We start from the raw sequence: 22,623 nt of genomic DNA, 5'->3' as shown, positions 1-22,623 counted from the left end.
TTTGGGACAGGCGGCGCGGTTTGTTTCGGGGCGCTGTTGCTCCGGTCCATATCTGTCAAGGAGCGTGCCATGAAGGCGCTGACCAAGACGACCGTTTCGGCGAATGCCGCCACGGTCGAAAAGAAATGGGTGCTGATCGACGCCGAAGGTCTCGTCGTGGGCCGCGTCGCCTCGATCATCGCCAACATCCTGCGCGGCAAGCACAAGCCGTCGTTCACCCCGCACGTCGATTGCGGTGACAATGTCATCGTCATCAATGCGGAGAAGGTGGCGTTCACCGGCAAGAAGCTGCAGGACAAGCGTTACTACAAGCACACCGGCTATGCCGGCGGCATCAAGGAAACGAGCCCCGCGAAGATCCTCGAAGGCCGTTTCCCCGAGCGCGTGCTCGAAAAGGCCGTCGAACGCATGATCCCGCGCGGCCCGCTCGGTCGCCAGCAGATGCGCAACCTGCGTATCTTCGCCGGGGCTGAACATCCGCATGAAGGGCAGAGCCCCGAAGTGATCGACGTCGCGTCGATGAACCGCAAGAACAAGGTGGGTGCATAATGGCTGACGAACAGACCATGACCGATCTCAAGGATCTCGCCGGCGCCGTCGAAGGCACCGTCGCTGCTCCGGTCTCGAACGCGCCGCTGCGTGAAAAGATCGTCGACAAGCAGGGCCGCGCCTATGCGACCGGCCGCCGCAAGGACGCCGTTGCTCGCGTGTGGGTCAAGCCCGGCACCGGCAAGATCACCGTCAACGGCCGTGACCAGGAAGTCTATTTCGCACGTCCGACGCTGCGTCTTGTCATCAACCAGCCCTTCGGTCTGACCGAGCGCGTTGGCCAGTATGACGTGATCGCAACCGTCAAGGGCGGTGGCCTCTCGGGCCAGGCGGGCGCCGTGCTGCACGGCATCGCGCAGGCACTGACCCGCTTCGAACCCGCGCTGCGCGGCGTTGTGAAGACGGCCGGCTTCCTGACCCGCGACAGCCGCGCCGTCGAGCGTAAGAAATATGGCAAGGCCAAGGCCCGCCGTAGCTTCCAGTTCTCGAAGCGCTAATCAGTTTTCCGTCGACGGACGGACAAGGGAAGGGCGGTCCGGCAACGGGCCGCCCTTTTCCGTTGTGCGTTGAAGAAGCAGGCCGGGTGCCATAGATTGGCGCGATGGTTTTCGACCTTCGCAGAGCCCTCCTGGCCAAGGAGGAAAAGGATTCGGCGCGGCTGATGGATTTCGAATTCCGCCAGCGCGCGCGCAGTTTTCGTTTGCTTGCTGCCATACTCGATATCGACCCCGCGGCGCTGGTGCGCGAAATCGCGCAGCATGACGATCCGGCGATCCTCGATGCGCTCGCGAACGACCTGCCGATGTCGCGCGAGGAGCTTGGTCTTCACTACGCCAGATGCCGTGCCGACGCTTATGCCCAGCTCGTCGGCGAACTGGGCGACCCGACACCGCATCGGCTCGGCTAAAGCAGGTCGAGGCTTCCCAGCGCTAACGCCTGCCGCGCCGGACGTTCGGCCATCACCGCGAACATCTCGTCGCCGCGTTCGGTACGCTCGACGCTCATCGACGCGAAGACGGCCATGAAATAGCCGCTGAGCGCGCCGACGCGATAGTCCGTCCACAGACCCGCCGCGTCGGGCGCTATGCCGCGCCGTTCCAGCGCGGCGATCCAGTGATCGAACGCCGGCCGGTCGGCGGCCGCGCGCTCGAACGGGTCGGCGATGCTGGTTCCGACCAGATAGGCGAGGTCGGTGGCGCCGCTGCCGCGCCCCAGCGTCTGCCAGTCGACGAGCCAGCAGCTCTCGCCGTCGGGGGCGAACAGGATATTGTCGATGCGCAGGTCGCCATGGACGATCGTCCGCGCGGCGGTCTGACGCGAAAGATAGGCGTCGAGCCGCTGGGCGATCCCGGCGCCGAGGTCGAGCACTTCGGGGTCGAGCCGCTCGGCATAGCGTTCGCGAAACCCCGCATAGAGCTGCGGGAACAGCGCGCGGATCACGTCGCCATTGTCGCGTGCAAGCCAGGGCAGCGTGTCGAGCCGCGGATCGTTCCACAGCAGGGCGTGCAGCCCGGCCGCCGCCTCGATGCAGGGAATAAGGCCCGCGAGGCCCAGCCCCGCGAGCTGGTCGCCCTGTCCTGCCGGAGCGAGATCCGAGAGGATCAGGACGAAATCGACATCGTCCTCGGCAATCTCCGCATGGTGACACAAGGGTGCGGCGACGCCGCTCCCCGCCGCGAGTTCGCGGTACCAACTCACCTCTTTGACGTAGGTGCCCGTCAGCTTGGCGATATGGCGGCTGGCGTCATCATGGCTCGGGCATTTGGCGACGACGGTCGATGGCGCGCCCACGTTTCCCGCCCAGTCCAGCGTCAGGCGAAAACTGTCGCACATCTGTCCGGTACCGACCTTGGCGACGGTGAAGCCGCGCAGCGCTTCGGGGGCCTGTCCCAGCGCCCGGGCCAGCCACGCGGGCGACATCGCATCGGGCGAGGTCGGGAAGCTCACCGCGCCGGGTCCATCAGGCCTGACAAGCCGGTGGGTTCATGCGGGCCGACGAACAATTGTTCGAGCACGCCGACCCCGCGATGCGTGGCGGCGCCATCGGCCAGTTCGGCGGTGACCAGCGCCTGGATATGCATCGCCAGCGGATTGCCCCAGCCGCGCTCGGCTTCCGAGAGGCTGTCGTGTGCGACGGCGAGTTCGGGGCCGTGGTCGAGACCGTGGCCCCAGACGGGATGCGTATAGCCGAGCCCGCTCATTGCGAAGACCGGCCCGGCGGGCGTCAACGTCAGCGAGCGACCGTTCCCCAGGTCGGCGATCATCCTGGCGATCCGCCGCGATCCCGCTTGCCAATCGGCGCTGAAGGTAGCGGCGTCGAAATGCCGCTCGGTCCCGCCATCGCCCGCGATGACGGCCCGGCGGTTCCACGGATTTCCGGCGCCGTCGTCGTTGCTGTGAAAGAAGAGCGAGCTGTCTTTGAAATTGCACGGCGTCCACAGCCAGAAGAATTGGGTGAAATTGCCCTCGGGCGGCGGCTGCGGTTCGCTTGCGCCGACGGGCCGTACACCCCAGCTACGGTCCCGCGTGCCCGTCCAATCGGCGCCGACGTCGACGCGCCGGCCATCGACCGACAGCCAGCCCGACCAGCGGCCGTTCTGCGTCATCCGCGTATAGTCCATGAACAGGCGCGTGCCGTTGCGGCGGATGAAACGCGGTTCCTCGATCGGGAAATGGCGGCCAGTGAAGCGCAACTCGCCCGCGAGCGGCCCGTCGTTCGGCGCGATGGTCAGCGTGACGATTTCGAGCGGCATGTTGATGTCGAGCGCGATCGGCCCGACCGACAGATCCAGACGCTCGCCCCCCGATCGCCGGCTCGCGCGAAGGTTATGCTGCACCCCGTCAATAATGACGCAGAAGCTGGCGTCGACGATGCCGAGCTGCGGATAGAAGCCCATCGCCGCGGCGAAGAAGACCGAACCGTCGGGCGAATAGCCGTTGAAGAAATAGCGGTCGTAAAAGTTGCGATCCGTCCCGGCGAACGCAATCGGTTCGCTGGTCTGGTGCAACGGAAAATCGTCGCCTCGTGTCAGCATATGTCCTCATCCCGTTTTTTCTTGCAACGTAACGGGATGACACGCGGCGTCAATGCACCGGTGGATCGACCGGCGGCACCGCCGCAACGGGTGCGACCGGCTCACCGGGTTCGCGCGGCGGCAGCGCGTCGGGCGGGACTTCGTCGATCTGCATATCGGGGGTCGAGACATGCTCGAGGTTGCGCACGCGCACGCCGATCTCCGCGCCTTCGACGGTCAGGTCGTTGAAGCTGGGTGGGGTCGAACGGATGCGCTGCGACAGCGTGCCCGCGCCGATCATGCGGACGGGACCGGCCGCCGTTTCCTTCACCAGGTCGAAGGCATCGTGGACATGGCCGGTGAGCACGGCCGCGACGCCGCGCTCGGCCAGTGCAGCGAGCGCGCGCTCGCCGCCGCGGGTCAGCGCGCGGCCCTTCGTGCCCGCTTCGACCAGCGGGTGGTGCGCGGTGACCAATATCGTCGTGCCGCGCGGTAGCGCGTCGATCGCTGTGAGCGTCTTTTCCAGCGCTTGGCGCGTCACCCATCCCTTTGACCAGTCGAGTCGCCATTGCGCACGCGCCGTGGTCTTGAGCGGCACCACCGCGACGCCCGCCAGATCGAGTTCGCGCTCGACCAGCCGCTCGATCCCGCGAATGCGGCGATAGGGATAGAAGAAGCGTTCCAGGGGGTTGAAATAGGGCAGGTCGTGATTGCCGACCTCGACCGTCACCTTGACGTCGAGCGCGCCGATCCAGTCGCACGCCGCAGCGAACTCGCGGCTGCGCGCGCGCATCGTAAGGTCGCCGGTAATCAGCACGGCGTCAGGCCGGTCGGCCCGGACGCAATCGGTGAACCAGCCGAGCGCGGTGCGATCCTCCAGCCCGAAATGCAGGTCGCTGATGTGGAAGAGGCGCGTCATGTGGCAGCGGGCGCCGTGGCGAGGAATGCGAGCGGGCTCGCCTCCAGGCGATAGGTCGCCCCCGACGGCAGTTCGGCGGGTTCGCCGTCGAGAAGCAGGCCAATCGACCCTTTACCCTCGATGACGACTGCGCGGCGTTCGGACAGGTCGACGCTTGGTCCCTCACGAAAATCGCCACCGAGCCAGGCGATCCCGTGGCTCAGGATCGATCCCGCGCTGTCGGTGATCAGCCCCTCGGCAAGGATGCGGTCGGGTTTCGGCGTCAGGTTGATCGCCTGGAACGACTGGTCCGACCCGCGAATGCGCACGCCGTCGCCATGGAGCGTCGCGTCGATCGCTCCGGGGATGGTCTCGGCAAGACCGCTGAGGCTGAGCGAACGGAATTGCTCGCGCACCTCGGCCCATGCGGTCGTCGGCCCGGCGATCACACCGATATAGGCGCGGCCGGCGTCGCTGAGGATGGTCGGCGGATGGACCATGCGCGCCTTGCCCGCGAGCGCGTCCTGCAAGATATCCTCGGGACCGCGATCGCCGTGCAGCGTCTTGTGGAACAGGTTGAGCGTTCCGCCGGGGAGCGGGAGCATCGCGCCGTCCCATGTTTCAAGCTTGCTCGCGGCGGCGTTGAGCGTGCCGTCGCCGCTCAGGACCAGCAGCAGGTCGACGTTCGCATCGTCGAGTATGGCCACTGTCGGCAGTTCGGCGTCCGGAAGTGTGACGGTGCGGACGAGCGGTGTCCCCGCGGCATCGCATATCTCGCTCAAGCGGCCGACGAGAGCCTCGTCGGAACTGCCGCTACGCAGGTTACAAACAAGGGCGGGGCGGGAGAAGGCGTTGGTCATCGCCCTGTCCTACGCGCGAATGCGGAAAAGGTGGCGCGCTTCATTTCACCCTTTCGTCACCCGGACCCTTCGACAGGCTCAGGACAGGCTTGATCCGGGGTGACGAAAAACTGAGATACAGTCCTTTCGCCCCCGCTTGTTCCCGGAACCGCCGCCCTGTAGGGCGCGAATGATGACGGGGCCGGTTTCCAAAGGACGACGGTTGATCAAATTCCTTTTCGTGGTGCTGTTGCTTGTGTTGCTGTTCGGCGGCGGCGCCAAGATGATCGTCGCGGGCGGCGCCAAATCGCTCAACATGGCCGACCGGCTGCTCGGGCAGGGCGATGGCGCACGGTTGCTGCTCGCCGATCAGCCCTATGGCCGCGGCCCGCGTCAGTCGCTCGACATCTGGGTGCCCGAAAACGCCAAGGCGGACGACCGGCTGCCGGTGGTCGTCTTCTTTTACGGCGGCGGCTGGGACAGCGGTGATCGCGACAGCTATGGTTTTGCCGGACGCGCGCTGGCGCGGCAGGGTTTCGTCGTCGTGATCCCCGACTATCGCCTTGTGCCCAAGGCGCATTGGCCCGACTTTATCGAAGATAGCGCCGCGGCGGTCGCGTGGACGCACGAGCATATCGCCAAGCTCGGCGGCGACCCCGACCGGATCGCGTTGATGGGCCATTCGGCGGGCGCCTATAATGCCGCGATGCTGGCGCTCGACCCGCAATGGCTGCGCGCGGCAAGGAGCGATCCGTCGGTCATCCGCGGCGTCGCGGGACTCGCCGGACCCTATGACTTCCTGCCGCTCGAAAAGGGCGGCCGCGGCGACCGGGCGATGGGCAAGGTCAAGCCGATCGAGAAGACGCAGCCGATCCACTTCGCGCGCGGCGATGCGCCGCCTTTGTGGCTCGCGACGGGCGACGAGGATGACACGGTGCGCCCGCGCAACAGCCAGAACCTCGCCGCGGCGATCGAAAAGGCGGGTGGTCCGGTGACGCTGCGCATCTATCCCGGCATGGGGCATACCGGCGTCGTGATGGCGCTTGCCGCGCCGTTCCAGAACAAGGGGCCGGTGCTCGAAGAGGCGACCGATTTCCTGCGCGGCGTGACCGGTCGCCGCATTGCGCCCGCTTCGGAAGCGGCACAGTGAGCGCGCCGATCCCGGCGATCGTGCTGGCGGGTAGCCGGCCCGGTCCCGACCCATTGCTCACCGGCAGCGGCGTATCGACCAAAGCCTTGCTGCCGATCGCGGGGCAGGCGATGCTTGTCCATGTTGTGCGAGCGCTTCGCGCCTCGGCCGAAATCGGCGCGATCACGATCCTGGCGCAGAATAGTGCAGAGCTGGCGGCCGAACCGGGGTTGGCCGGGCTCGCCAACCTGCATTTCGCCGATTCGGGGCAGGGGATCAGCAGCTCGCTTGCCGCCGCGCTGCCGCCGGGCGACGATCCGTTGCTCGTCACCACCGCCGACAATGTGTTGCTTACGCCGTCGATGATCGCCGAATTTCTTGGCGGCGCTACGGACAGCGATGTCGCGGTCGCGATGGTCGAGCGCGACGTGCTGCTCGCGCGCTATCCTCAGTCGAAGCGCACTTGGCTGAAATTTCGTGGCGGCTGGTGGTCTGGCGCGAACATGTTCCGGCTGCGCGGACGCCGTGTGCTGCCCTTGCTCGATTTCTGGGGGCGCATCGAACGCGACCGCAAGAAGGGGCTGAAGATCGTGGCCGCTTTCGGCCCGTGGCTGCTCATCGGGGCGCTGCTCCGCCTCTTTACGATCCAGCAGGGCGTGGCGCGCGCGGGGCTGCGTTTCGGGCTGAGGGCAAAGGTCGTGCCGATGTCCGAACCCGAGGCGTGCATCGATGCCGACAAGCCCGCAGACATCGAACTGATCGAAGCGATATTTGCCGCGCGGCGGCAAGGCGCTATAGGGCAGCCCCTATGACCATCGACAAAGCCATCATCCTGTCGGCCGGACAGGGCTCGCGCCTTCTGCCGCTGACCCGCGACATCCCCAAATGCCTGATCGAGTTCAACGGCCGCAGCCTCATCAGCTGGCAGGTCGCGGCGCTCGTCGCGAACGGGATCAAGGATATCGTCGTCGTCACGGGTTTCCGGACCGAACGCGTCGAGGATCATGCGCTGCAGCTTTACCGCGACACCGGCGCGCGGATCCGCACCCTGTTCAATCCTTTCTTTCAGGTCGCCGACAATCTTGGCACCTGCTGGATCGCGCGCGAGGAGATGGACCGCGACTTCATCATCCTCAACGGCGACACCATCATCTCGGACGAAATCGTCGCAAAGCTGATCGCGGGCGCGAACGAGCCGATCAACGTCACCGTCGACGTCAAGGCCGACTATGACGACGACGACATGAAGGTGAACCGCGACGCCGAGGGACGCCTTCACCACATCGGCAAGCGGCTGTTGCCGCCAGACACCAATGCGGAATCGATCGGCATGCTTGCCTTTGTCGGCGACGGCCCGTCGATATTCCGCAACCAGGTCGACCAGATGATGCGCACCCCCGACGGGGTCGAGCGCTGGTATCTGCGCGCGATCGACATCATCGCGAAGGGCAACCGTGTCGGCACCGTGTCGATCGAAGGCCTGGAATGGCAGGAAGTCGATTTCCCGCAGGACGTCGAAGCTGCCGATGCGCTTACTGCGAAATGGGCCGCCGAAGGCCGCTACGCGAAATAGGGTTTGAGCCAGCCGGCGATTGCGGCGATCTGCGCCTCGTCGAGCTTCACGGCCTGCCCGAGATCGGGTTGCGCTGGCCAACCGGCGTCGGCGACCGTGAGCCCTGCGCCCGAACGTTCGCCCTCATAGCGCGGCAGCACGTGGAAATGGACGTGCGGGTCGACCATCATCAGCATCAGATAGTTGATCTTGGCATAGCCGACGGCCTGCGTCAGTGCCCCCTCGATCGCGGCGGTCGCCACTTTGAGTTCGGCATGCGCTGCGGCAGGCAGGTCGCCGAAGGCTATCGCGTCGGACTTCGCCGCCAACACGAGCGCACCGAGCGTCGGCTGCGCGGGGCGCAGCAGGACGACCCAATGATCATATTCGGCGATCAGCGTCGCTGGGTGGCCGAATTTGGCGATGGTCTGGTTCATGCTTCCTCCATCCAGCTCACGATCGGGCGACCCGAACGCTTCACGGCATAGGCCTGCACCAGTCGCACGGCGTGGACGACCAGCGAAATGACGGTCCACCAGGCAACTGCGATCAGGCCGGTATCGGGGCGGCCGGCTAGCGTCGCGAGAAAGAGTATCGCGAAATTGGGGTTGCGCCGCGCGGTGACCAGCCGGAACTGGCTGTCGAACTTTTGCCAGACATGGATATCCATGCCGAAATCCTTGATGAACAGCCCCTCGATCACGCGCTGGAGTATATAGCCTGCGACGACGGCGAGCATGACGAGCAGGAAGGTCTGGTTCGACAGCGCAAGGCCCCATGTGCCGAGCCCGACGCCCCAGAAATACCACCAGAAGGGCGGGTGGACCAGGTCGACGCCATGGTCGGCGACATTGCCCCATTTCGACGAGGTGATCGTGCAGCGCGCGAGCTTTCCGTCGACGGTGTCGAGCACCATGAAGATGAAGCCCGCGAGCATGCCTTCCCAATAATGGCCATAGGCGAACAAATAGGTCACATAGACGCAGAGCGTTGCGCCGATCGCAGTGACCATATTCGGGGTCATGCCGATACTCGCGGCGCCGCGCGTCAGCCACAGCGCGAGTTCGGGCCACAGATATTTGGTCAGCGCATCGGTGACGCCTTTGTACGCGCCGAAATAGCTCTTCCGCTCGATCTCGCGCCGCGTTTCAGGCGTCAGCCGCTGGATGAAGGGGCAGTCGAGCTTGCGGAGCTGGCGGTTGTAGATTTGCGGATTGCCCCGATAGTCGATGATCGTCAGCGTATCGCGGTGTGCCGCGATATCCTCGGCCCGCATGCCGCCGGTCAGATGCGCCATCACCAGCGCGTCGCCGTCCATGACCACGGTGCCGGGCAGCGTCAGGATATGGCGAAGCCACACGGGGTCGAAGACATAATCGAGATTGACGTAGAGCTGCGCGCCCGACGGGCCGACGCTCTCGGGCAAACCTTCGGCGCGGGCCAGCCGCCGCAGCCGCTCGGCATTGGTCATGCCCCACAGCAAGGTCGAATTTTCGCCGATCGGCGTCAGGGCGGGCAGGGACTTGGCGTCGGTCATCTGCCGCTCTTATCCTGCCCGGCGTCCATTGCAAGGAAGCGGAGGATCGCTTCGGCGCCGCGCCGCGCCGCGCCCTCCGGGTTGCCGCCGATCGATTCCGCCAGCCTTTCGCATTGAGCGGCGGCATAAAGCGGATGTCGGGCGTGGGCCTGATCGAGCGCCGCAGGCAAGTCGGCAAGATCGCTCACGACATCGCCGAGCGTCCAGAACAGATAGTCGGGATCGCCCCGCCACTCGACGCCGTAGGCGTTCAAAAAAAGGCATGGGCGCTGCGTCGCGAGAAACTCGTAAACCTGACTGCTGACGTCGCCAAGATAGATGTCGGCGCCGCTCGTATAGCTCATGTCGAACAGTCGGTCGGACGCGAGGTCGATCGCTATCTTGCCGGGCACCGCCAGCTCGGTCACCGCCACGCGCTCGGCATCGCTCGCTTCGGCGAACAGGCGTACATGCGGCGCGACGACAAGATTATAGCGGTCCTGCGCAGAAAACCAGTCGATGACATCGCGCCCGAACCGGTCCCACGACGACAGGTCGCGTTTGAAATGCGGCGCATAAAGGACGGTCGGACGGCCGTTTGCGAACAGCGGTTCGCGCGTCGCCTGCAGCCGCGGCATCAGGTCGAGCTTCACATAGCCGTTGACCGCATAGCGGCCCGGCTGGATCGTCCCGGCGTCGATCAGGCGCTGTTCGCTCTTTTCCCCCGCGACGAGGACGAAATCGAAATGCCGGTCGCGCGGATCGAGCATGATCGCGCGGTCGCCAGCGCCGTGCGGGGTAAAGATCAGCCGCGTCTTGCGCGGCAGGAAATGCCGGATCGCGGTGGTCGTCCGTTCGGGCACGACGATCGCGTCGAACTGGCGCAGATAGGGAAGCGCATCGATCAGGATCGGCAGCCGTGGGTGCCGGAACAATCCCTTATCGCGCAGCCAGCGGGCGAAACCCCTCTGGCCAAGCAGGGTGATGTGCGGCGCAAACCCCGGGTAGGCGTGTGTGACCTGTTCGACGACGCGCAGATGGTCCGGGCTTGCGACGGCGACTTCGACCGCCTGTCCTGCGGCGGCCATTTCGGCGGCAACGGGCAGTGCGTGGAAGACGTGATGTGGCTCACCGATGAAGAGGAACAGGATGCGCATCAACGGACCTCGGCCACCGCTGCATCCTCGAAATCGGCGGCATGCCAGCCATATTTTGCGGCCAGCCGGACATACTTGTCGCCGCGCCCGACGAGCCAGGCTTCGCTAGCGAGCGCAAAGGTTGGCGCGTCGCTGACATGGTCCGAATAGGCCCGGATATGGGCGGTCCCGTCCTTGGCGTTGGCCGCGAGCCATTCCGCAACCCGCCGCGCTTTTTCATCGCCATAGCAATTCGGCCCGTCGAGCATGGGAAGCCAGTTGCCCGCACTGTCGCGGAGGTGGCGCGAGGCGACAATGGCGTCGAAGCCCAGCGCATCGGCTATCGCGCCTGCATAAAATTCGGGCGCCGCGGTCGCCATCAGCAGTCGATATCCCTCGGCCCGGTCGCGCTTGATACAGGCGGCTGCTCCCGGCGGTACGTCGCGCGGGACGCGCCAGGCGGCAAAGGCGGCGGCGAGGCTTTCGGCGCGCGCAGGCGTGATCGCTCCGCCCAGCATCAGGCGGATCGAGGCGGGCTTGAAGCGGTCGCGGCCGTAAAGGCGCAGGGCGTAACCGATCATCAGCGCGGCGAGCGCGGGGAGCAGCAGCAGGCGCCATGCGGCCTCGCGCCATGCGGCCCACAGCAGGAACAGCGTGAAGGTGGGGGTGCGCAGCACGGTGCGGTCGAGATCGTAGATCGCGATACGGATGGGTAGCGGGTCGGTCATGCGTCTTCGTGTTTGAACAGTCGGAGTTTGCGGCCGGTCTTCCCCAGCGACATGCGATCGGCAAGCGGCAGCGCAAAGCGGAGGGCCAGCCAGATCGAAGCCACCGCGGTCAGGAGGAGCAGCGGCAGGGAAAGCCAGTCAGGGAGGAGGTCGACGAGCACGGCCACCGTGCCCGCGACGAGCGTGATTGCAATTCCGCGCAGCGCCACCGCCGGAAACTGCGCGTCAAAGGGCTGGAGCTTTTCGGTGATTGCGAGCTGGAGCGTCGGGATCGCGGCCATCACGACGAGACCGATGGCGGTCGCCAGCGTAACGCCGGTCAGCGGATCGAGATGGCCGACGATCAGCCACCCCGAACCGATCGCAACCGCGACGCCAACGATGCTCGCGGTGAGTTGCTGCCGGAACGCGGCGACGACCTGCAGCACCGGTGACGAAATGCCGAGCACCGCTTCGGCGGCGCGCGCGAACAGCAAGATGACGAGTGCGGCTTGGGCTGTCAGCGCTCCGTGTCCGAACAACCCGAGCAACGACGCGCTACCCGCTGCGAGCACTGCGGCGAGCGGTAGCGCGATCGCCGAGATCAGCCGCGTCGCATAGGCGTAGATGTCGGCGACTTGCCGCCGGTCCTCGCGTTCGGCGCTCGCGGCGAGCGGCGCCATGACATAGGTGAAGGCGATGCGAACCAACTGAACGACGCTCGACAGTTTGCGCGCGATCGTGAAGAGGCCCGCCGCGGCGGCGCCCGCCGCCCCTGGAAGCAGGAGATTGAGGATTAGCGCCGGTGCGTCGCCAAACAACCGCCCGATGATGTTGGACGGCAGGATGGAAAGACCGGCCCAGAAGGTGTCGCGCGCCGTATTGCCGACCTTTGGCGGGCGGGCGACGTCAGCAAAGCTATAATGACGCGCGAGCAGGCGAATGCTGAGCGCGGCCGTCCCCGCCAGGGAACAGAGATGCGCCATGAATAGGCCTTCGAGGCCGAGGCCACCGGCAAAGAACAGTCCGGCGAACACCAGCCGCATCACCTGTTCCCATACGATCCGCAGTCTGATTTCGGCGCCGAACACCATGCGCGCACGCAGCGCCGATGTCGCGATTTCGACAAAAGCCCACAGCGGCAGCGCCCATATGAAGGTACGGATCGCGGGGGTGACGAGTTCGCGATCATGGTCCGCGACGTTCAGCAGCGGGCCGAGATCGGCGGCAAAGACGGCTATGATGGCCGCGACGACGATGCATGGGCCGACGCCAAAGACCATTGCGGTGCGCAACGCCGCTGCGGCCTCGGCATCGCTTGCCGATTGCGGTACCGTGCGCTGCATCGCGCTCGTCATGCCAAGGTCGAAGATATTTTCGAGCAGGTTCACGGCCGCCCACAGCACGGCATAGAGACCATAGCCCGCAAGGCCGAACATCAGCACGTAGAGCGGTTGCGCGACGATCTCGACCACTGCGCCGAGGCGCGCCAGCACGGTCGTGCCGAGCCCGCGCGCGACGCTGCGGCTGGTTATGGCGGGTTGGGCGACGTCTTCGCTCATCGTTGCCGCACCTAGCGGCTCGTCCGCTGCGCCGCCAGCGGCTTTCGCGCGATCACCCCGCTTCACCCCCTTGTCGACTCCGGCAATCGGGTCTAGGCAGCGCGCAATTGCATAGGGAAGACCGCGATATGGCTCAATTTGTCCTGCCCAAGAACAGCCGCCCGCAAAAGACGGGCAACGTCCACAAGGCCGAGGGCGCGACCGCCGTGAAGAAATTCAAGGTCTATCGGTACGACCCCGACAAGGGCCAGAATCCGCATTTCGACACGTTCGAGATCGACACCGAAAAATGCGGCCCGATGGTGCTCGATGCGCTCATCAAGATGAAGAGCGAGCAGGATTCGACGCTGACCTTCCGCCGTTCGTGCCGCGAGGGCATCTGCGGTAGCTGTTCGATGAACATGAACGGCAAGAACGGTCTCGCCTGTACGACCGCGATCGAGGATCTGAAGGGCGACATCACGATCACCCCGCTGCCCTCGATGGATGTCATCAAGGATCTCGTCCCCGACTTCACGCATTTCTATGCGCAATATGCGTCGATCGAGCCCTGGCTCAAGACCAAGACGACGACGCCGAGCGGCAAGGAACGGCTGCAGTCGCCCGAAGAGCGCGAGAAGCTCGACGGCCTCTACGAGTGTATCCTGTGCGCCTGCTGCTCGACGAGCTGCCCGAGCTATTGGTGGAACAGCGACAAGTTCCTCGGCCCCGCGATCCTGCTTCAGGCGTATCGCTGGCTGGCCGACAGCCGCGACGAAATGACCGGCGAGCGGCTTGACGAGCTGGAAGATCCGTTCCGCCTCTATCGCTGTCACACGATCATGAACTGCGCGAACGCCTGCCCCAAGGGCCTGAGCCCCGCGCGCGCGATCGCCGAGATCAAGAAGCTGGAAGCCGAGCGGCACGTCTGATGCGGCGGTGGCTGCCGGCGCTGTTCGCGCTGGCGCTCGTCGGCTGCGCCGCCAATCCCAAGGTCGAATATGCCGCGATGCCGCGCACCTATGCGCATGGCATTGGCGGGGCGACCTTTCTGGTCGGCGGCGGCTTCGACCCCGGCCGCTCGCCCGACGGTAACAGCCTGATCCTTTACGGGCCCGAGGGCGCCTTTGTCATCGACACAGGGCGCCATGCCGAGCATCTGACGGCGATCAAGCAGGGGTTGAGCGGGATCGGCATGACGCCCGTCGCGATCATCAACACGCACTGGCATCTCGATCATGTCAGCGGCAATCCCGAGCTCAAAGCGGCCTTTCCCGATATCAAAGTCTATGGCACGTCGGCGATCGACGGCGCGTTGGCTGGCTTCCTCGCGAAGAGCGCTGAATCGTCGCGCAAGGCGCTGGCCGAAGGCAGCATCCCGCCAAGCGCGATTGCGGAGGTCGAGGGCGATCTTGCGACCATCGCGCGCGGCGCCGAGCTGCGGCCCGACGTTATAGTCGACGAATCGCGCGACCTGGCGATTGCGGGCCGGCCGCTGTCGCTGCGCGTCGCGCCCCATGCCGTGACCGAACGCGACCTCTGGATTTACGATGCGGCGGAGAAGCGTGCGATCGTCGGCGATCTGGTGACCGTTCCCGTCCCCTTCCTCGACACGGCCTGTCCCGAAGGCTGGTTGAATGCGCTCGATGCGGTCGCCGCGTCGGGCGCCGAGCAGATCGTGCCCGGCCACGGACCGATCATGGCAATCGCCGATTTCAACCGCTGGCGCGTTGCGTTCGGCGATTTTATCGCTTGCGCCAACGGAACGGGCGCGCTTGAGACCTGTTCAGCCGGCTGGCTCGCGGGCGCTGCAAAATGGATCGGCAGCGATACCGCGCGGGCGAAGGCGATGGCCGATTATTATGGCGAGCTTGTGCGCTCGAAGAAATTGGACGGATATTGCAAGGTATGAACGACGGGATCGAGGAACCGAAGCGCCGCGAATATTTCAGCGCCGAGGAACTGGATGGCGGCTGGATCAGCTGGGATCTCAAGGACGCGACGCGGTTCAACAGCTTCATCGAGCCGCTGACGGTGCGGGTCGAACCGCCGACCGCCGATGGTCGCCCGTGCGCGCGGGTGCGGATGCTGCCCGAACGTAAGCACAGCAACCTCGGCGATAATGTACATGGCGCGGTAACGTTGGCGCTCGTCGATATCGCGCTGTTCGCGGCGTCGCATCAGTTCGGTTCGCTCAATGCCGGCCATTCGGTGACACTCGACCTCTCGACGCAGTTCGTCGGTGCGGGCCGCGTGGGCGAGCCGCTCGACGCGGTGGTCGAGCTGGTGCGCGAGACCGGGCGGCTGATCTTCCTGCGCGGGCTCGTCGTGCAGGGCGAGGGCGACAGCCATATCGTGCTGAGCTTCGCCGGGACGATCCGCAAGGCAAGCAACAAGTGACCACCGTCCTTGCGGCCTATGACGCGCTCGTCGCGGCAGGCGAACTTCGCGCCGATCCAGAACAGCGCGCCGCCGCCGAGCGGCTGAACCGGCTGCAGGCCGAACTCGAAGCGGTGCCGAAGCGCGGCAGCCTGCTCTGGCGGCTGACAGGCCGCAAGCCCGAGGCGCTGCGCGGCGTCTATCTGTGGGGTGCGGTCGGGCGCGGCAAGTCGATGCTGATGGATTTATTCTACGACCAACTCGCCATCCAGCGGAAGCGGCGCGTCCATTTCCACGCCTTCATGCTCGACGTTCACGCGCGGATGCGCGAGGTGCGCAAGAGTGAGAGCGGCGACCCGATCCCGCTTGTCGCCGACGCACTCGCCGAAAACACGCGCTGCCTCGCCTTTGACGAGATGGTCGTGAACAACAGCGCCGATGCGATGATCCTCTCGCGCCTGTTCACCGCGCTGATCGACCGCGGGGTGACGATGGTCGCGACCTCGAACCGCCCGCCGAAAGATCTCTATAAGGATGGGCTCAATCGCGAGCATTTCCTGCCCTTCATCGCGCTCGTCGAGGAACGGCTCGACGTGATGAGTTTGAACGGTCCGACCGACTATCGCCGCGACCGGCTCGGCGACGGCGCGCGCTGGTTCGTTCCCGCCGACGATGCGGCGAGCGCGGCACTGTCGGCCGCCTTCTTCCGCCTGACCGACTATCCGCCCGAGGATCGCGCGCATGTCCCGACGCTCGAACTCGATGTCGGTGGCGGGCGGACGCTCCATGTTCCGAAGGCATTGAAGGGCGTCGCGGTCTTTTCGTTCAAAAGGCTTTGCGGCGAGGCGCGCGGTGCCGCCGATTATCTGGCGGTCGCGCGGCATTTCCACGCCGTCATCATCGTCGGCATCCCACGCATGGGGCCTGAAAACCGCAACGAGGCGGCGCGGTTCGTCACGCTGATCGACGCGCTGTACGAATATAAGGTCAAGCTGCTCGCGAGCGCGGCGGCGATGCCCGACCAGCTTTATATCGCGGGCGACGGGGCGTTCGAGTTCGAACGTACGGCAAGCCGGCTCGCCGAGATGCAGTCCGACGACTATCTTGCGCTAGGCCACGGCCAGGAAGACGCCGCCTAATATCTTGCCCCACCGCGACGAATTGACCGTCACATAAATGAGGTCGCGGACATAGCGCACCTCGTGCGCCAGATGGCCGTAAGCCTGTTCGATCGTGCGGCGCAGCGTGCGCAGCGGCTTCGGCGCCGCGACTGCGATCCGTGCCGGGCGCTCGGGCGGTCCGGGCAGCGTCGCAAATCCGCCGCTGGTGACGCGCGTGTCTTCCGCGACCGCGCGGCACAGCGCCTCCATCCGCGAAATCGCGAGGCCATTGGGAACCTGGCGGTCGCGGCTCAGCAATTCGAAGCTGTGGCTGAACGCCGAAAACTGGATCGCGCCGCTTGCCGCGCTATGGCCCAGCGCGTCGCGCATTTCCTCTTCGGACATCGCGCAAAGCTGTGCCGGGCGAAAGCGGCTTGCGGTATCCATCAGCCCGCTGACCGGTACTTCGCAGACTCCGTGATGCGTGCGCATGCCAAGATTGCCGGCATCGAGTGAGATGTCGCATCCATGGCCCTGATACGCGCCGTTGAAGCTGCTATCGAAACGGAACCCCAGGGCGGCGAGCGCGCGCAGCGTGTCGTCGTTGGCGCCGAAATTGCCGGCGCGAAAGGCGGTGGGTTTCGGTGCGCCTGCGCCCATCAGTATGTCGCGGGCGAGGGCGATCAGTTTTTTCTGCGCGGCGAGGGGGAAATCGCCGATATTGCGGCCGGTCAGCCTTCCGACCGGGTTGAAGCGCGCGAAGGCGAGCCATTCGGTGTGGATATGGACCTGCACCTCGTGCCCACGCGCGACCACCGGCCGGACGATCGCGTCGATCACCTCGGGGCCATAGACCAGCGCCGGCATCGGATCGATGAAGAAAACCCCGGTCAGCCCGTGGCGTTCGAGCATATCCATCTGAAAATTTATGCCGAAATCGCCGTCGCGGCAGCGGCCGAGGATCGAACTTTCGAAATTGGCGCGCGCGTCGGCGCCGCGCTGGTAAAGGCCGGCGGACAATTCGGTATCGAAGCTGATGATTGCCCGAGTCACGCCCCGCGCCTAGCAGGGCTGCGATAAGGGAGGGTTAACCGGCGCCCTCGGGATATCCCGTCCGATGCACCATGCGCGGCAGCGAACAAGCTGGCCGAAGGTCCAGCTTTCGCGCGGGACAGGAAGATGTCAGCATCGCGAAATCATCATATGCTTGTCGTACTTCGCATCCATTTCCATATGGACAGGAGTCTCGCAACGAGGTTTATAGTTATTGCGAACTATTAGCAAAGAAAGGCTGTTTTTCGTCCTTTTCGCGGTTGTTTCCTTAAGGGAATCGGCGTAGGGGCGTCGCCAGTCTTGGGACCGGAGCGGAGCTTTAGCCCGTGCTCCCGCCGGTCTGTGAACCAATTGCCGGGCTTGCCAGGAAGGGAGTGCCGCGCGCCATGGGACGCAAGAAGATCGCTTTGATCGGAGCCGGGAATATCGGCGGAACGTTGGCGCTGCTCGCCGCGCAGAAGGAATTGGGCGACGTCGTCCTGTTCGACGTCGTCGAGGGCGTGCCGCAGGGCAAGGCGCTCGACCTGTCGCAGGTCGGCCCGATCGCTGGCTTTGACGCGAAGATCACCGGCTCGAACGACTATGCCGACATTGCCGGCGCCGACGTCATCATCGTCACCGCCGGTGTGGCCCGCAAGCCGGGCATGAGCCGCGACGACCTGCTCGGCATCAACCTGAAGGTCATGAAGGCCGTCGGCGAAGGCATCAAGGCCAACGCCCCCGACGCCTTCGTCATCTGCATCACCAACCCGCTCGATGCCATGGTGTGGGCGCTGCGCGAATTCTCGGGTCTGCCGCACAACAAGGTCGTCGGCATGGCCGGCGTGCTCGATTCGGCGCGCTTCAGCCACTTCATCGCCGACGAGTTCGACGTGTCGGTAAAGGACGTGAACACCTTCGTGCTCGGCGGCCACGGCGACACGATGGTTCCCGTCGTCCGTTACTCGACCGTCAACGGCATCCCCGTTCCCGACCTCGTCAAGATGGGCCTGTCGTCGCAGGAAAAAATCGACGCGATCGTCAAGCGCACGCGCGGCGGCGGCGGCGAAATCGTCGCGCTGCTCGGCACCGGCTCGGCCTTCTATGCGCCCGCAGCCTCAGGCATCGCGATGGCTGAAGCCTATCTGGGTGACCAGAAGCGCATCCTGCCTTCGGCCGCTTATGTCGACGGCCAGTACGGCCTCGACGGCCTGTATGTCGGCGTGCCCGTCGTGATCGGTGCCGGCGGCGTCGAAAAGATCGTCGAAATCGAACTGGACGATGCCGACAAGGCCGGCCTGCAGGTCTCGGTCGACGCGGTCAAGGAACTGCTCGACGCGTGCAAGGCGCTGGATCCCAGCCTCGCCTGATCCCTTTTGGCTGGCCAGACGCTTTGCGTCGGGCCGGCCGGCTCTCCCCAGGAGAATAGAATATGTCCATCCTCATCGACAAGAATACCAAGGTCATCACGCAAGGGATGACCGGTGCCACCGGCACTTTCCACACCGAACAGGCGCTCGCCTATGGCACGCAGATGGTCGGCGGCGTGACCCCGGGCAAGGGCGGCACGACGCACATCGGCCTGCCGATGTTCAACACGGTCGAGGAAGCGAAGCACGCGACCGGCGCGACCGCATCGGTCATCTATGTGCCGCCGCCGTTCGCCGCCGATTCGATCCTCGAGGCGATCGATGCCGAGATCGAGCTGATCGTCGCGATCACCGAAGGCATTCCGGTGCTCGACATGGTCAAGGTGAAGCGCGCGCTTTCGGGTTCGAAGTCGCGCCTGATCGGCCCGAACTGCCCCGGCGTCCTGACCCCCGAAGAGTGCAAGATCGGCATCATGCCCGGCAACATCTTCAAGAAGGGCAGCGTCGGCGTCGTCTCGCGCTCGGGCACGCTCACCTATGAAGCCGTGTTCCAGACCTCGAACGTCGGCCTGGGCCAGACCACCGCGGTCGGCATCGGCGGCGACCCGGTCAACGGCACGAACTTCATCGACGTGCTCGAACTCTTCCTCGCCGACGAAGCGACCAAGTCGATCATCATGATCGGCGAAATCGGCGGCGACGCCGAAGAGCAGGCCGCACAGTTCCTGATCGACGAAGCCAAGCGCGGCCGCAAAAAGCCGATGGCCGGCTTCATCGCGGGCCGCACGGCGCCTCCGGGCCGCCGCATGGGCCATGCCGGCGCGATCGTGTCGGGCGGCAAGGGCGACGCCGAAAGCAAGATCGCGGCGATGGAAGCCGCAGGCATCAAGGTGTCGGCGAGCCCGTCGGAACTTGGCACGACGCTTGCCGAAGTGCTGAAGGAACGCGTCTGATCGGACGGCCCGCCGGCACCCTTTGCCGGCGGGCCTCCGCTCCCCATATGAAACCCACCCCTACCTCCCCGTGGAAAAGCAGATGAACCTCGAACGACAAAGCTTCGACATCGACGAGCCGCAGGCCGGCCCGAGCTGGGCGCCGAAGAACTGGCCCCAGATCGACAGCGACGACCTGACCGCCGCGCTCGACCCGCAGCAGATGCAGGTCGCGGTGAAGGCCGCCGCCGCCAAGGCGGGCGCCCCGCTGTCGAACGCCGAAGTCGAGCGCGCAGCGGACGATTCGATCCGCGCGATGATGCTGATCCGCACCTATCGCGTGCGCGGGCATCTTGCCGCCAACCTCGATCCGCTCGGCCTCAGCCAGCGCGAACTGCCCGCCGACCTCACGCCCGAATATCACGGCTTCGTCGGTGCCGACCTCGACCGTCCGGTGTGGCTCGGCGGCGCGCTCGGCCTCGAGCGTGCGACGGTGCGCGAGATCGTCGCGATCCTGCGCGCCAATTACTGCGGCAACGTCGGCCTCGAATATATGCACATCGCGGACATCGAGGAGCGGCAGTTCCTGCAGGAACGGATGGAAGGCGCCGACAAGATCATCGAATTCTCGGTCGAGGGCAAGCGCGCCATCCTGAGCAAGGTGATCCAGGCCGAGGAGTGGGAGAAATTCCTCGCGCGCAAATATGTCGGTACCAAGCGTTTCGGCCTCGACGGCGGCGAGAGCATGATCCCCGCGATGGAAGCCATCATCAAATATGGCGCCCAGTACGGCGTGCGCGAGATCGTCTATGGCATGGCGCACCGCGGGCGCCTCAACATGCTCGCGAACGTCATGGCAAAGCCCTATCAGGTGATTTTCCACGAATTCGCCGGCGGATCGGCGAACCCCGACGACATCGGCGGCTCGGGCGACGTCAAATATCACCTCGGCACCTCGACCGACCGCGAGTTCGGCGGTGCGTCGGTGCATATGTCTCTCGTTCCCAACCCCTCGCACCTCGAAGCCGCTGACCCGGTCGTTCTCGGCAAGGTCCGCGCGCAGCAGGTCGTGCGCGACGACCTTGAAAAGCATGAGCAGGTGCTGCCCGTGCTGATCCACGGCGACGCGGCGTTCGCGGGGCAGGGGATCGTCTGGGAATGCCTCGGCTTCTCGGGCATCCGCGGTTATAATACCGGCGGCTGCATCCACTTCATCGTCAACAACCAGATCGGTTTCACGACCAGCCCGCAGTTCGCGCGCTCGTCGCCCTATCCGTCGGACGTCGCAAAGGGCGTGATGGCGCCGATCCTGCACGTCAACGGCGACGATCCCGAAGCGGTGACCTTTGCGTGCAAGCTTGCGATCGATTTCCGCCAGCAGTTCAAGCGCGATGTCGTGATCGACATGTGGTGCTATCGCCGCTTCGGCCATAACGAAGGCGACGAGCCTTCGTTCACCCAGCCGCTGATGTACGGCGTCATTCGCCAGCATCCGCCGGTGTCGCAGCTTTGCGCCGCGAAGCTGGAGGCTGAAGGCGTGATCGACGCGGGCTGGGCGGATGCCCGCCGCGCTGAATTCACCACGCGTCTCGAAGATGATTTCGAAGCGGCCAAGAGCTATAAGCCCAACAAGGCCGACTGGTTCGCGGGCCGCTGGTCGGGGCTGCACGCCCCTGCCGATCCCGAAAATGCGCGCCGCAATATTGCGACCGGCGTCTCGGACAAATTGTTCGATTCGATCGGCCGCACGTTGACGACGATCCCCGCCGACGTCGAAGTCCACAAGACGCTTCGCCGCGTGATCGACGCACGCGGCGCGATGTTCGCCGACAAGAGCGACGGCGAAGTGTTCGACTGGGCGACCGCCGAAAGCCTCGCCTTTGGTACGTTGCTCAGCGAAGGCTATCAGGTCCGCCTGTCGGGTCAGGATTCGGGGCGCGGCACCTTCAGCCAGCGTCACGCGGTCTGGGTCGACCAGAGGACCGAGGATAAATATGTCCCGCTGACGACCGTGCCGCACGGCCGGTTCGAAGTGCTCGACAGCCCGCTGTCCGAATATGGCGTGCTCGGCTTCGAATATGGCTATGCGATGGCCGATCCGAAGAGCCTCGTGCTCTGGGAAGCGCAGTTCGGCGACTTCGCCAACGGCGCGCAGATCATGATCGACCAGTTCATCGCGTCGGGCGAAGCCAAATGGCTGCGCGCCAACGGACTCGTGCTGCTGCTGCCGCACGGTTATGAAGGGCAGGGGCCGGAACATAGCTCGGCGCGTCTCGAGCGCTTCCTGCAACTCTGCGCCGGCGACAACATCCAGGTGTGCAATATTTCGACCCCGTCGAACTATTTCCACGTCCTGCGCCGTCAGATGCTGCGTCCGTTCCGCAAGCCGCTCATCATCATGACGCCGAAGTCGCTGCTCCGTCACAAGCTGGCGGTGTCGCAGCGTTCGGACTTCATCGGCGACGCGCATTTCCGCCGCCTGATGTCGGATCGCACGCCGCCCGCCGACAAGGACGTCAAGCGCGTCGTCCTCTGCTCGGGCAAGGTCGGCTACGACCTGATGGAAGCGCGCGATGCCGCAGGCCTCGCCGACACCACGATCGTGCGCGTCGAGCAGATCTATCCCTTCCCGGGTGAGCCGCTCAGCGTCCGCCTGAAGCGGATGCCGAACCTCGAAGAGGTCGTCTGGGCGCAGGAAGAGCCGCGCAACAATGGTGCCTGGTTCTTCGTCAATGAACTGATCGAGGAAGCGCTGACCAATGCCGGCCACAAGGGCATGCGGCCGCGCTACGCCGGCCGTGCCGCTGCGGCCTCGCCCGCGACGGGCCTGATGAGCCGTCACCAGACCGAACAGTCGGCTCTCGTCGCCGATGCGCTCGGCCTGTCGGTTCGCGCCGAAATCCGCCGTACCAAGAACAAAGCCTGAGCC

Annotated in this window: 23 protein-coding genes; 13 read left to right on the top strand and 10 right to left on the bottom strand. The window is 65.3% G+C overall.

Features of this window, described 5'->3' with window-relative positions:
• The first annotated feature begins 69 nt into the window (after nucleotides 1-69).
• From rplM to SC1_RS16175, 3 genes are all read left to right on the top strand, one after another.
• Nucleotides 70-549: a 50S ribosomal protein L13 gene (gene rplM / locus SC1_RS16185; RefSeq protein WP_058537036.1), complete on the top strand. Its 480-nt coding sequence runs from the start codon at nucleotides 70-72 to the stop codon at nucleotides 547-549.
• Entirely contained in the window at nucleotides 549-1,046 is a 498-nt protein-coding gene (gene rpsI, locus SC1_RS16180; RefSeq protein ID WP_062184970.1) for a 30S ribosomal protein S9, read from the top strand. Before rplM ends, rpsI begins: the two co-directional genes overlap by 1 nt.
• A 104-nt stretch (nucleotides 1,047-1,150) precedes the next feature.
• Entirely contained in the window at nucleotides 1,151-1,456 is a 306-nt protein-coding gene (locus SC1_RS16175) for a hypothetical protein (protein WP_062184967.1), read from the top strand.
• Here SC1_RS16175 and SC1_RS16170 read toward each other — a convergent pair.
• Genes SC1_RS16170 through SC1_RS16155 form a run of 4 tightly spaced genes read right to left on the bottom strand, consistent with a single transcriptional unit; the run spans nucleotide 1,453 to nucleotide 5,321 of the window.
• Entirely contained in the window at nucleotides 1,453-2,496 is a 1,044-nt protein-coding gene (locus SC1_RS16170; RefSeq protein ID WP_062184964.1) for a phosphotransferase family protein, read from the bottom strand. The two genes, SC1_RS16175 and SC1_RS16170, sit on opposite strands and share 4 nt — an antisense overlap.
• On the bottom strand, nucleotides 2,493-3,584 hold the full coding sequence (locus tag SC1_RS16165; RefSeq protein ID WP_062184961.1) for a hypothetical protein: 1,092 nt from the start codon (nucleotides 3,582-3,584) through the stop codon (nucleotides 2,493-2,495). The genes SC1_RS16170 and SC1_RS16165 overlap by 4 nt, the downstream gene beginning before the upstream one ends.
• Before the next feature lie 49 nt (nucleotides 3,585-3,633).
• Nucleotides 3,634-4,482 carry a metallophosphoesterase gene (locus tag SC1_RS16160; protein ID WP_062184958.1) on the bottom strand — a complete coding sequence of 283 codons (849 nt, stop codon included), beginning with the start codon at nucleotides 4,480-4,482 and terminating at the stop codon, nucleotides 3,634-3,636.
• Nucleotides 4,479-5,321, bottom strand: coding sequence for a diacylglycerol kinase family protein (locus SC1_RS16155; RefSeq protein ID WP_062184955.1), 843 nt, complete (start codon nucleotides 5,319-5,321; stop codon nucleotides 4,479-4,481). Before SC1_RS16155 ends, SC1_RS16160 begins: the two co-directional genes overlap by 4 nt.
• A 202-nt stretch (nucleotides 5,322-5,523) precedes the next feature.
• On the opposite strand from SC1_RS16155, the gene SC1_RS16150 reads away from it, so the two are divergent.
• Genes SC1_RS16150 through SC1_RS16140 form a run of 3 tightly spaced genes read left to right on the top strand, consistent with a single transcriptional unit; the run spans nucleotide 5,524 to nucleotide 8,002 of the window.
• Complete coding sequence (locus tag SC1_RS16150) at nucleotides 5,524-6,450, top strand: alpha/beta hydrolase (RefSeq protein ID WP_062184952.1); 927 nt, start codon at nucleotides 5,524-5,526, stop codon at nucleotides 6,448-6,450.
• Nucleotides 6,447-7,241, top strand: a complete 795-nt coding sequence (locus tag SC1_RS16145) for a nucleotidyltransferase family protein (protein WP_062184949.1) — start codon at nucleotides 6,447-6,449, stop codon at nucleotides 7,239-7,241. The genes SC1_RS16150 and SC1_RS16145 overlap by 4 nt, the downstream gene beginning before the upstream one ends.
• Nucleotides 7,238-8,002, top strand: a complete 765-nt coding sequence (locus tag SC1_RS16140) for a sugar phosphate nucleotidyltransferase (protein ID WP_062184946.1) — start codon at nucleotides 7,238-7,240, stop codon at nucleotides 8,000-8,002. The genes SC1_RS16145 and SC1_RS16140 overlap by 4 nt, the downstream gene beginning before the upstream one ends.
• Here SC1_RS16140 and SC1_RS16135 read toward each other — a convergent pair.
• The 5 genes from SC1_RS16135 to SC1_RS16115 are packed head-to-tail and all read right to left on the bottom strand — an operon-like array spanning nucleotide 7,990 to nucleotide 12,968.
• Entirely contained in the window at nucleotides 7,990-8,418 is a 429-nt protein-coding gene (locus tag SC1_RS16135) for an HIT family protein (RefSeq protein WP_062184943.1), read from the bottom strand. The two genes, SC1_RS16140 and SC1_RS16135, sit on opposite strands and share 13 nt — an antisense overlap.
• Nucleotides 8,415-9,518 (bottom strand): CDP-alcohol phosphatidyltransferase family protein, encoded by a 1,104-nt coding sequence (locus SC1_RS16130; RefSeq protein ID WP_062184939.1) that lies wholly within the window; start codon nucleotides 9,516-9,518, stop codon nucleotides 8,415-8,417. Before SC1_RS16130 ends, SC1_RS16135 begins: the two co-directional genes overlap by 4 nt.
• Entirely contained in the window at nucleotides 9,515-10,654 is a 1,140-nt protein-coding gene (locus SC1_RS16125; protein WP_062184936.1) for a hypothetical protein, read from the bottom strand. Before SC1_RS16125 ends, SC1_RS16130 begins: the two co-directional genes overlap by 4 nt.
• Nucleotides 10,654-11,361, bottom strand: coding sequence for an HAD-IB family phosphatase (locus tag SC1_RS16120; RefSeq protein WP_062184933.1), 708 nt, complete (start codon nucleotides 11,359-11,361; stop codon nucleotides 10,654-10,656). Before SC1_RS16120 ends, SC1_RS16125 begins: the two co-directional genes overlap by 1 nt.
• Nucleotides 11,358-12,968, bottom strand: coding sequence for a lipopolysaccharide biosynthesis protein (locus SC1_RS16115; protein ID WP_238586751.1), 1,611 nt, complete (start codon nucleotides 12,966-12,968; stop codon nucleotides 11,358-11,360). Before SC1_RS16115 ends, SC1_RS16120 begins: the two co-directional genes overlap by 4 nt.
• 62 nt (nucleotides 12,969-13,030) lie before the next feature.
• On the opposite strand from SC1_RS16115, the gene SC1_RS16110 reads away from it, so the two are divergent.
• From SC1_RS16110 to zapE, 4 genes are read left to right on the top strand one after another with little or no spacing between them, the layout of a single operon-like run.
• A complete protein-coding gene (locus SC1_RS16110; protein WP_062184930.1) occupies nucleotides 13,031-13,813 on the top strand; it encodes a succinate dehydrogenase iron-sulfur subunit in 783 nt (260 codons plus the stop codon).
• Nucleotides 13,813-14,793: an MBL fold metallo-hydrolase gene (locus tag SC1_RS16105; protein WP_062184927.1), complete on the top strand. Its 981-nt coding sequence runs from the start codon at nucleotides 13,813-13,815 to the stop codon at nucleotides 14,791-14,793. The genes SC1_RS16110 and SC1_RS16105 overlap by 1 nt, the downstream gene beginning before the upstream one ends.
• Nucleotides 14,790-15,281 (top strand): PaaI family thioesterase, encoded by a 492-nt coding sequence (locus tag SC1_RS16100; protein ID WP_062184924.1) that lies wholly within the window; start codon nucleotides 14,790-14,792, stop codon nucleotides 15,279-15,281. Before SC1_RS16105 ends, SC1_RS16100 begins: the two co-directional genes overlap by 4 nt.
• Nucleotides 15,278-16,399, top strand: coding sequence for a cell division protein ZapE (zapE, locus tag SC1_RS16095; protein WP_062184921.1), 1,122 nt, complete (start codon nucleotides 15,278-15,280; stop codon nucleotides 16,397-16,399). Before SC1_RS16100 ends, zapE begins: the two co-directional genes overlap by 4 nt.
• Here zapE and SC1_RS16090 read toward each other — a convergent pair.
• A complete protein-coding gene (locus tag SC1_RS16090; protein WP_062184919.1) occupies nucleotides 16,370-17,413 on the bottom strand; it encodes a hypothetical protein in 1,044 nt (347 codons plus the stop codon). The genes zapE and SC1_RS16090 overlap by 30 nt on opposite strands.
• Before the next feature lie 386 nt (nucleotides 17,414-17,799).
• Between SC1_RS16090 and mdh the strand changes: the two genes are divergently transcribed.
• The 3 genes from mdh to SC1_RS16075 all read left to right on the top strand — a co-directional run bounded on the left by mdh (nucleotide 17,800) and on the right by SC1_RS16075 (nucleotide 22,620).
• Complete coding sequence (gene mdh / locus SC1_RS16085) at nucleotides 17,800-18,762, top strand: malate dehydrogenase (RefSeq protein WP_062184916.1); 963 nt, start codon at nucleotides 17,800-17,802, stop codon at nucleotides 18,760-18,762.
• 62 nt (nucleotides 18,763-18,824) lie between these two features.
• Nucleotides 18,825-19,715, top strand: a complete 891-nt coding sequence (gene sucD / locus SC1_RS16080; RefSeq protein ID WP_058455589.1) for a succinate--CoA ligase subunit alpha — start codon at nucleotides 18,825-18,827, stop codon at nucleotides 19,713-19,715.
• A gap of 82 nt (nucleotides 19,716-19,797) precedes the next feature.
• Nucleotides 19,798-22,620, top strand: a complete 2,823-nt coding sequence (locus SC1_RS16075; RefSeq protein WP_062184913.1) for a 2-oxoglutarate dehydrogenase E1 component — start codon at nucleotides 19,798-19,800, stop codon at nucleotides 22,618-22,620.
• The last annotated feature ends 3 nt before the right edge of the window (nucleotides 22,621-22,623 follow it).

This window comes from Sphingopyxis sp. C-1 (assembly GCF_001047015.1).
Taxonomy (GTDB): Bacteria; Pseudomonadota; Alphaproteobacteria; order Sphingomonadales; family Sphingomonadaceae; genus Sphingopyxis.
Note: the sequence above shows the minus strand (reverse complement) of the source record. Positions and strands in the feature narration are given on the sequence as shown.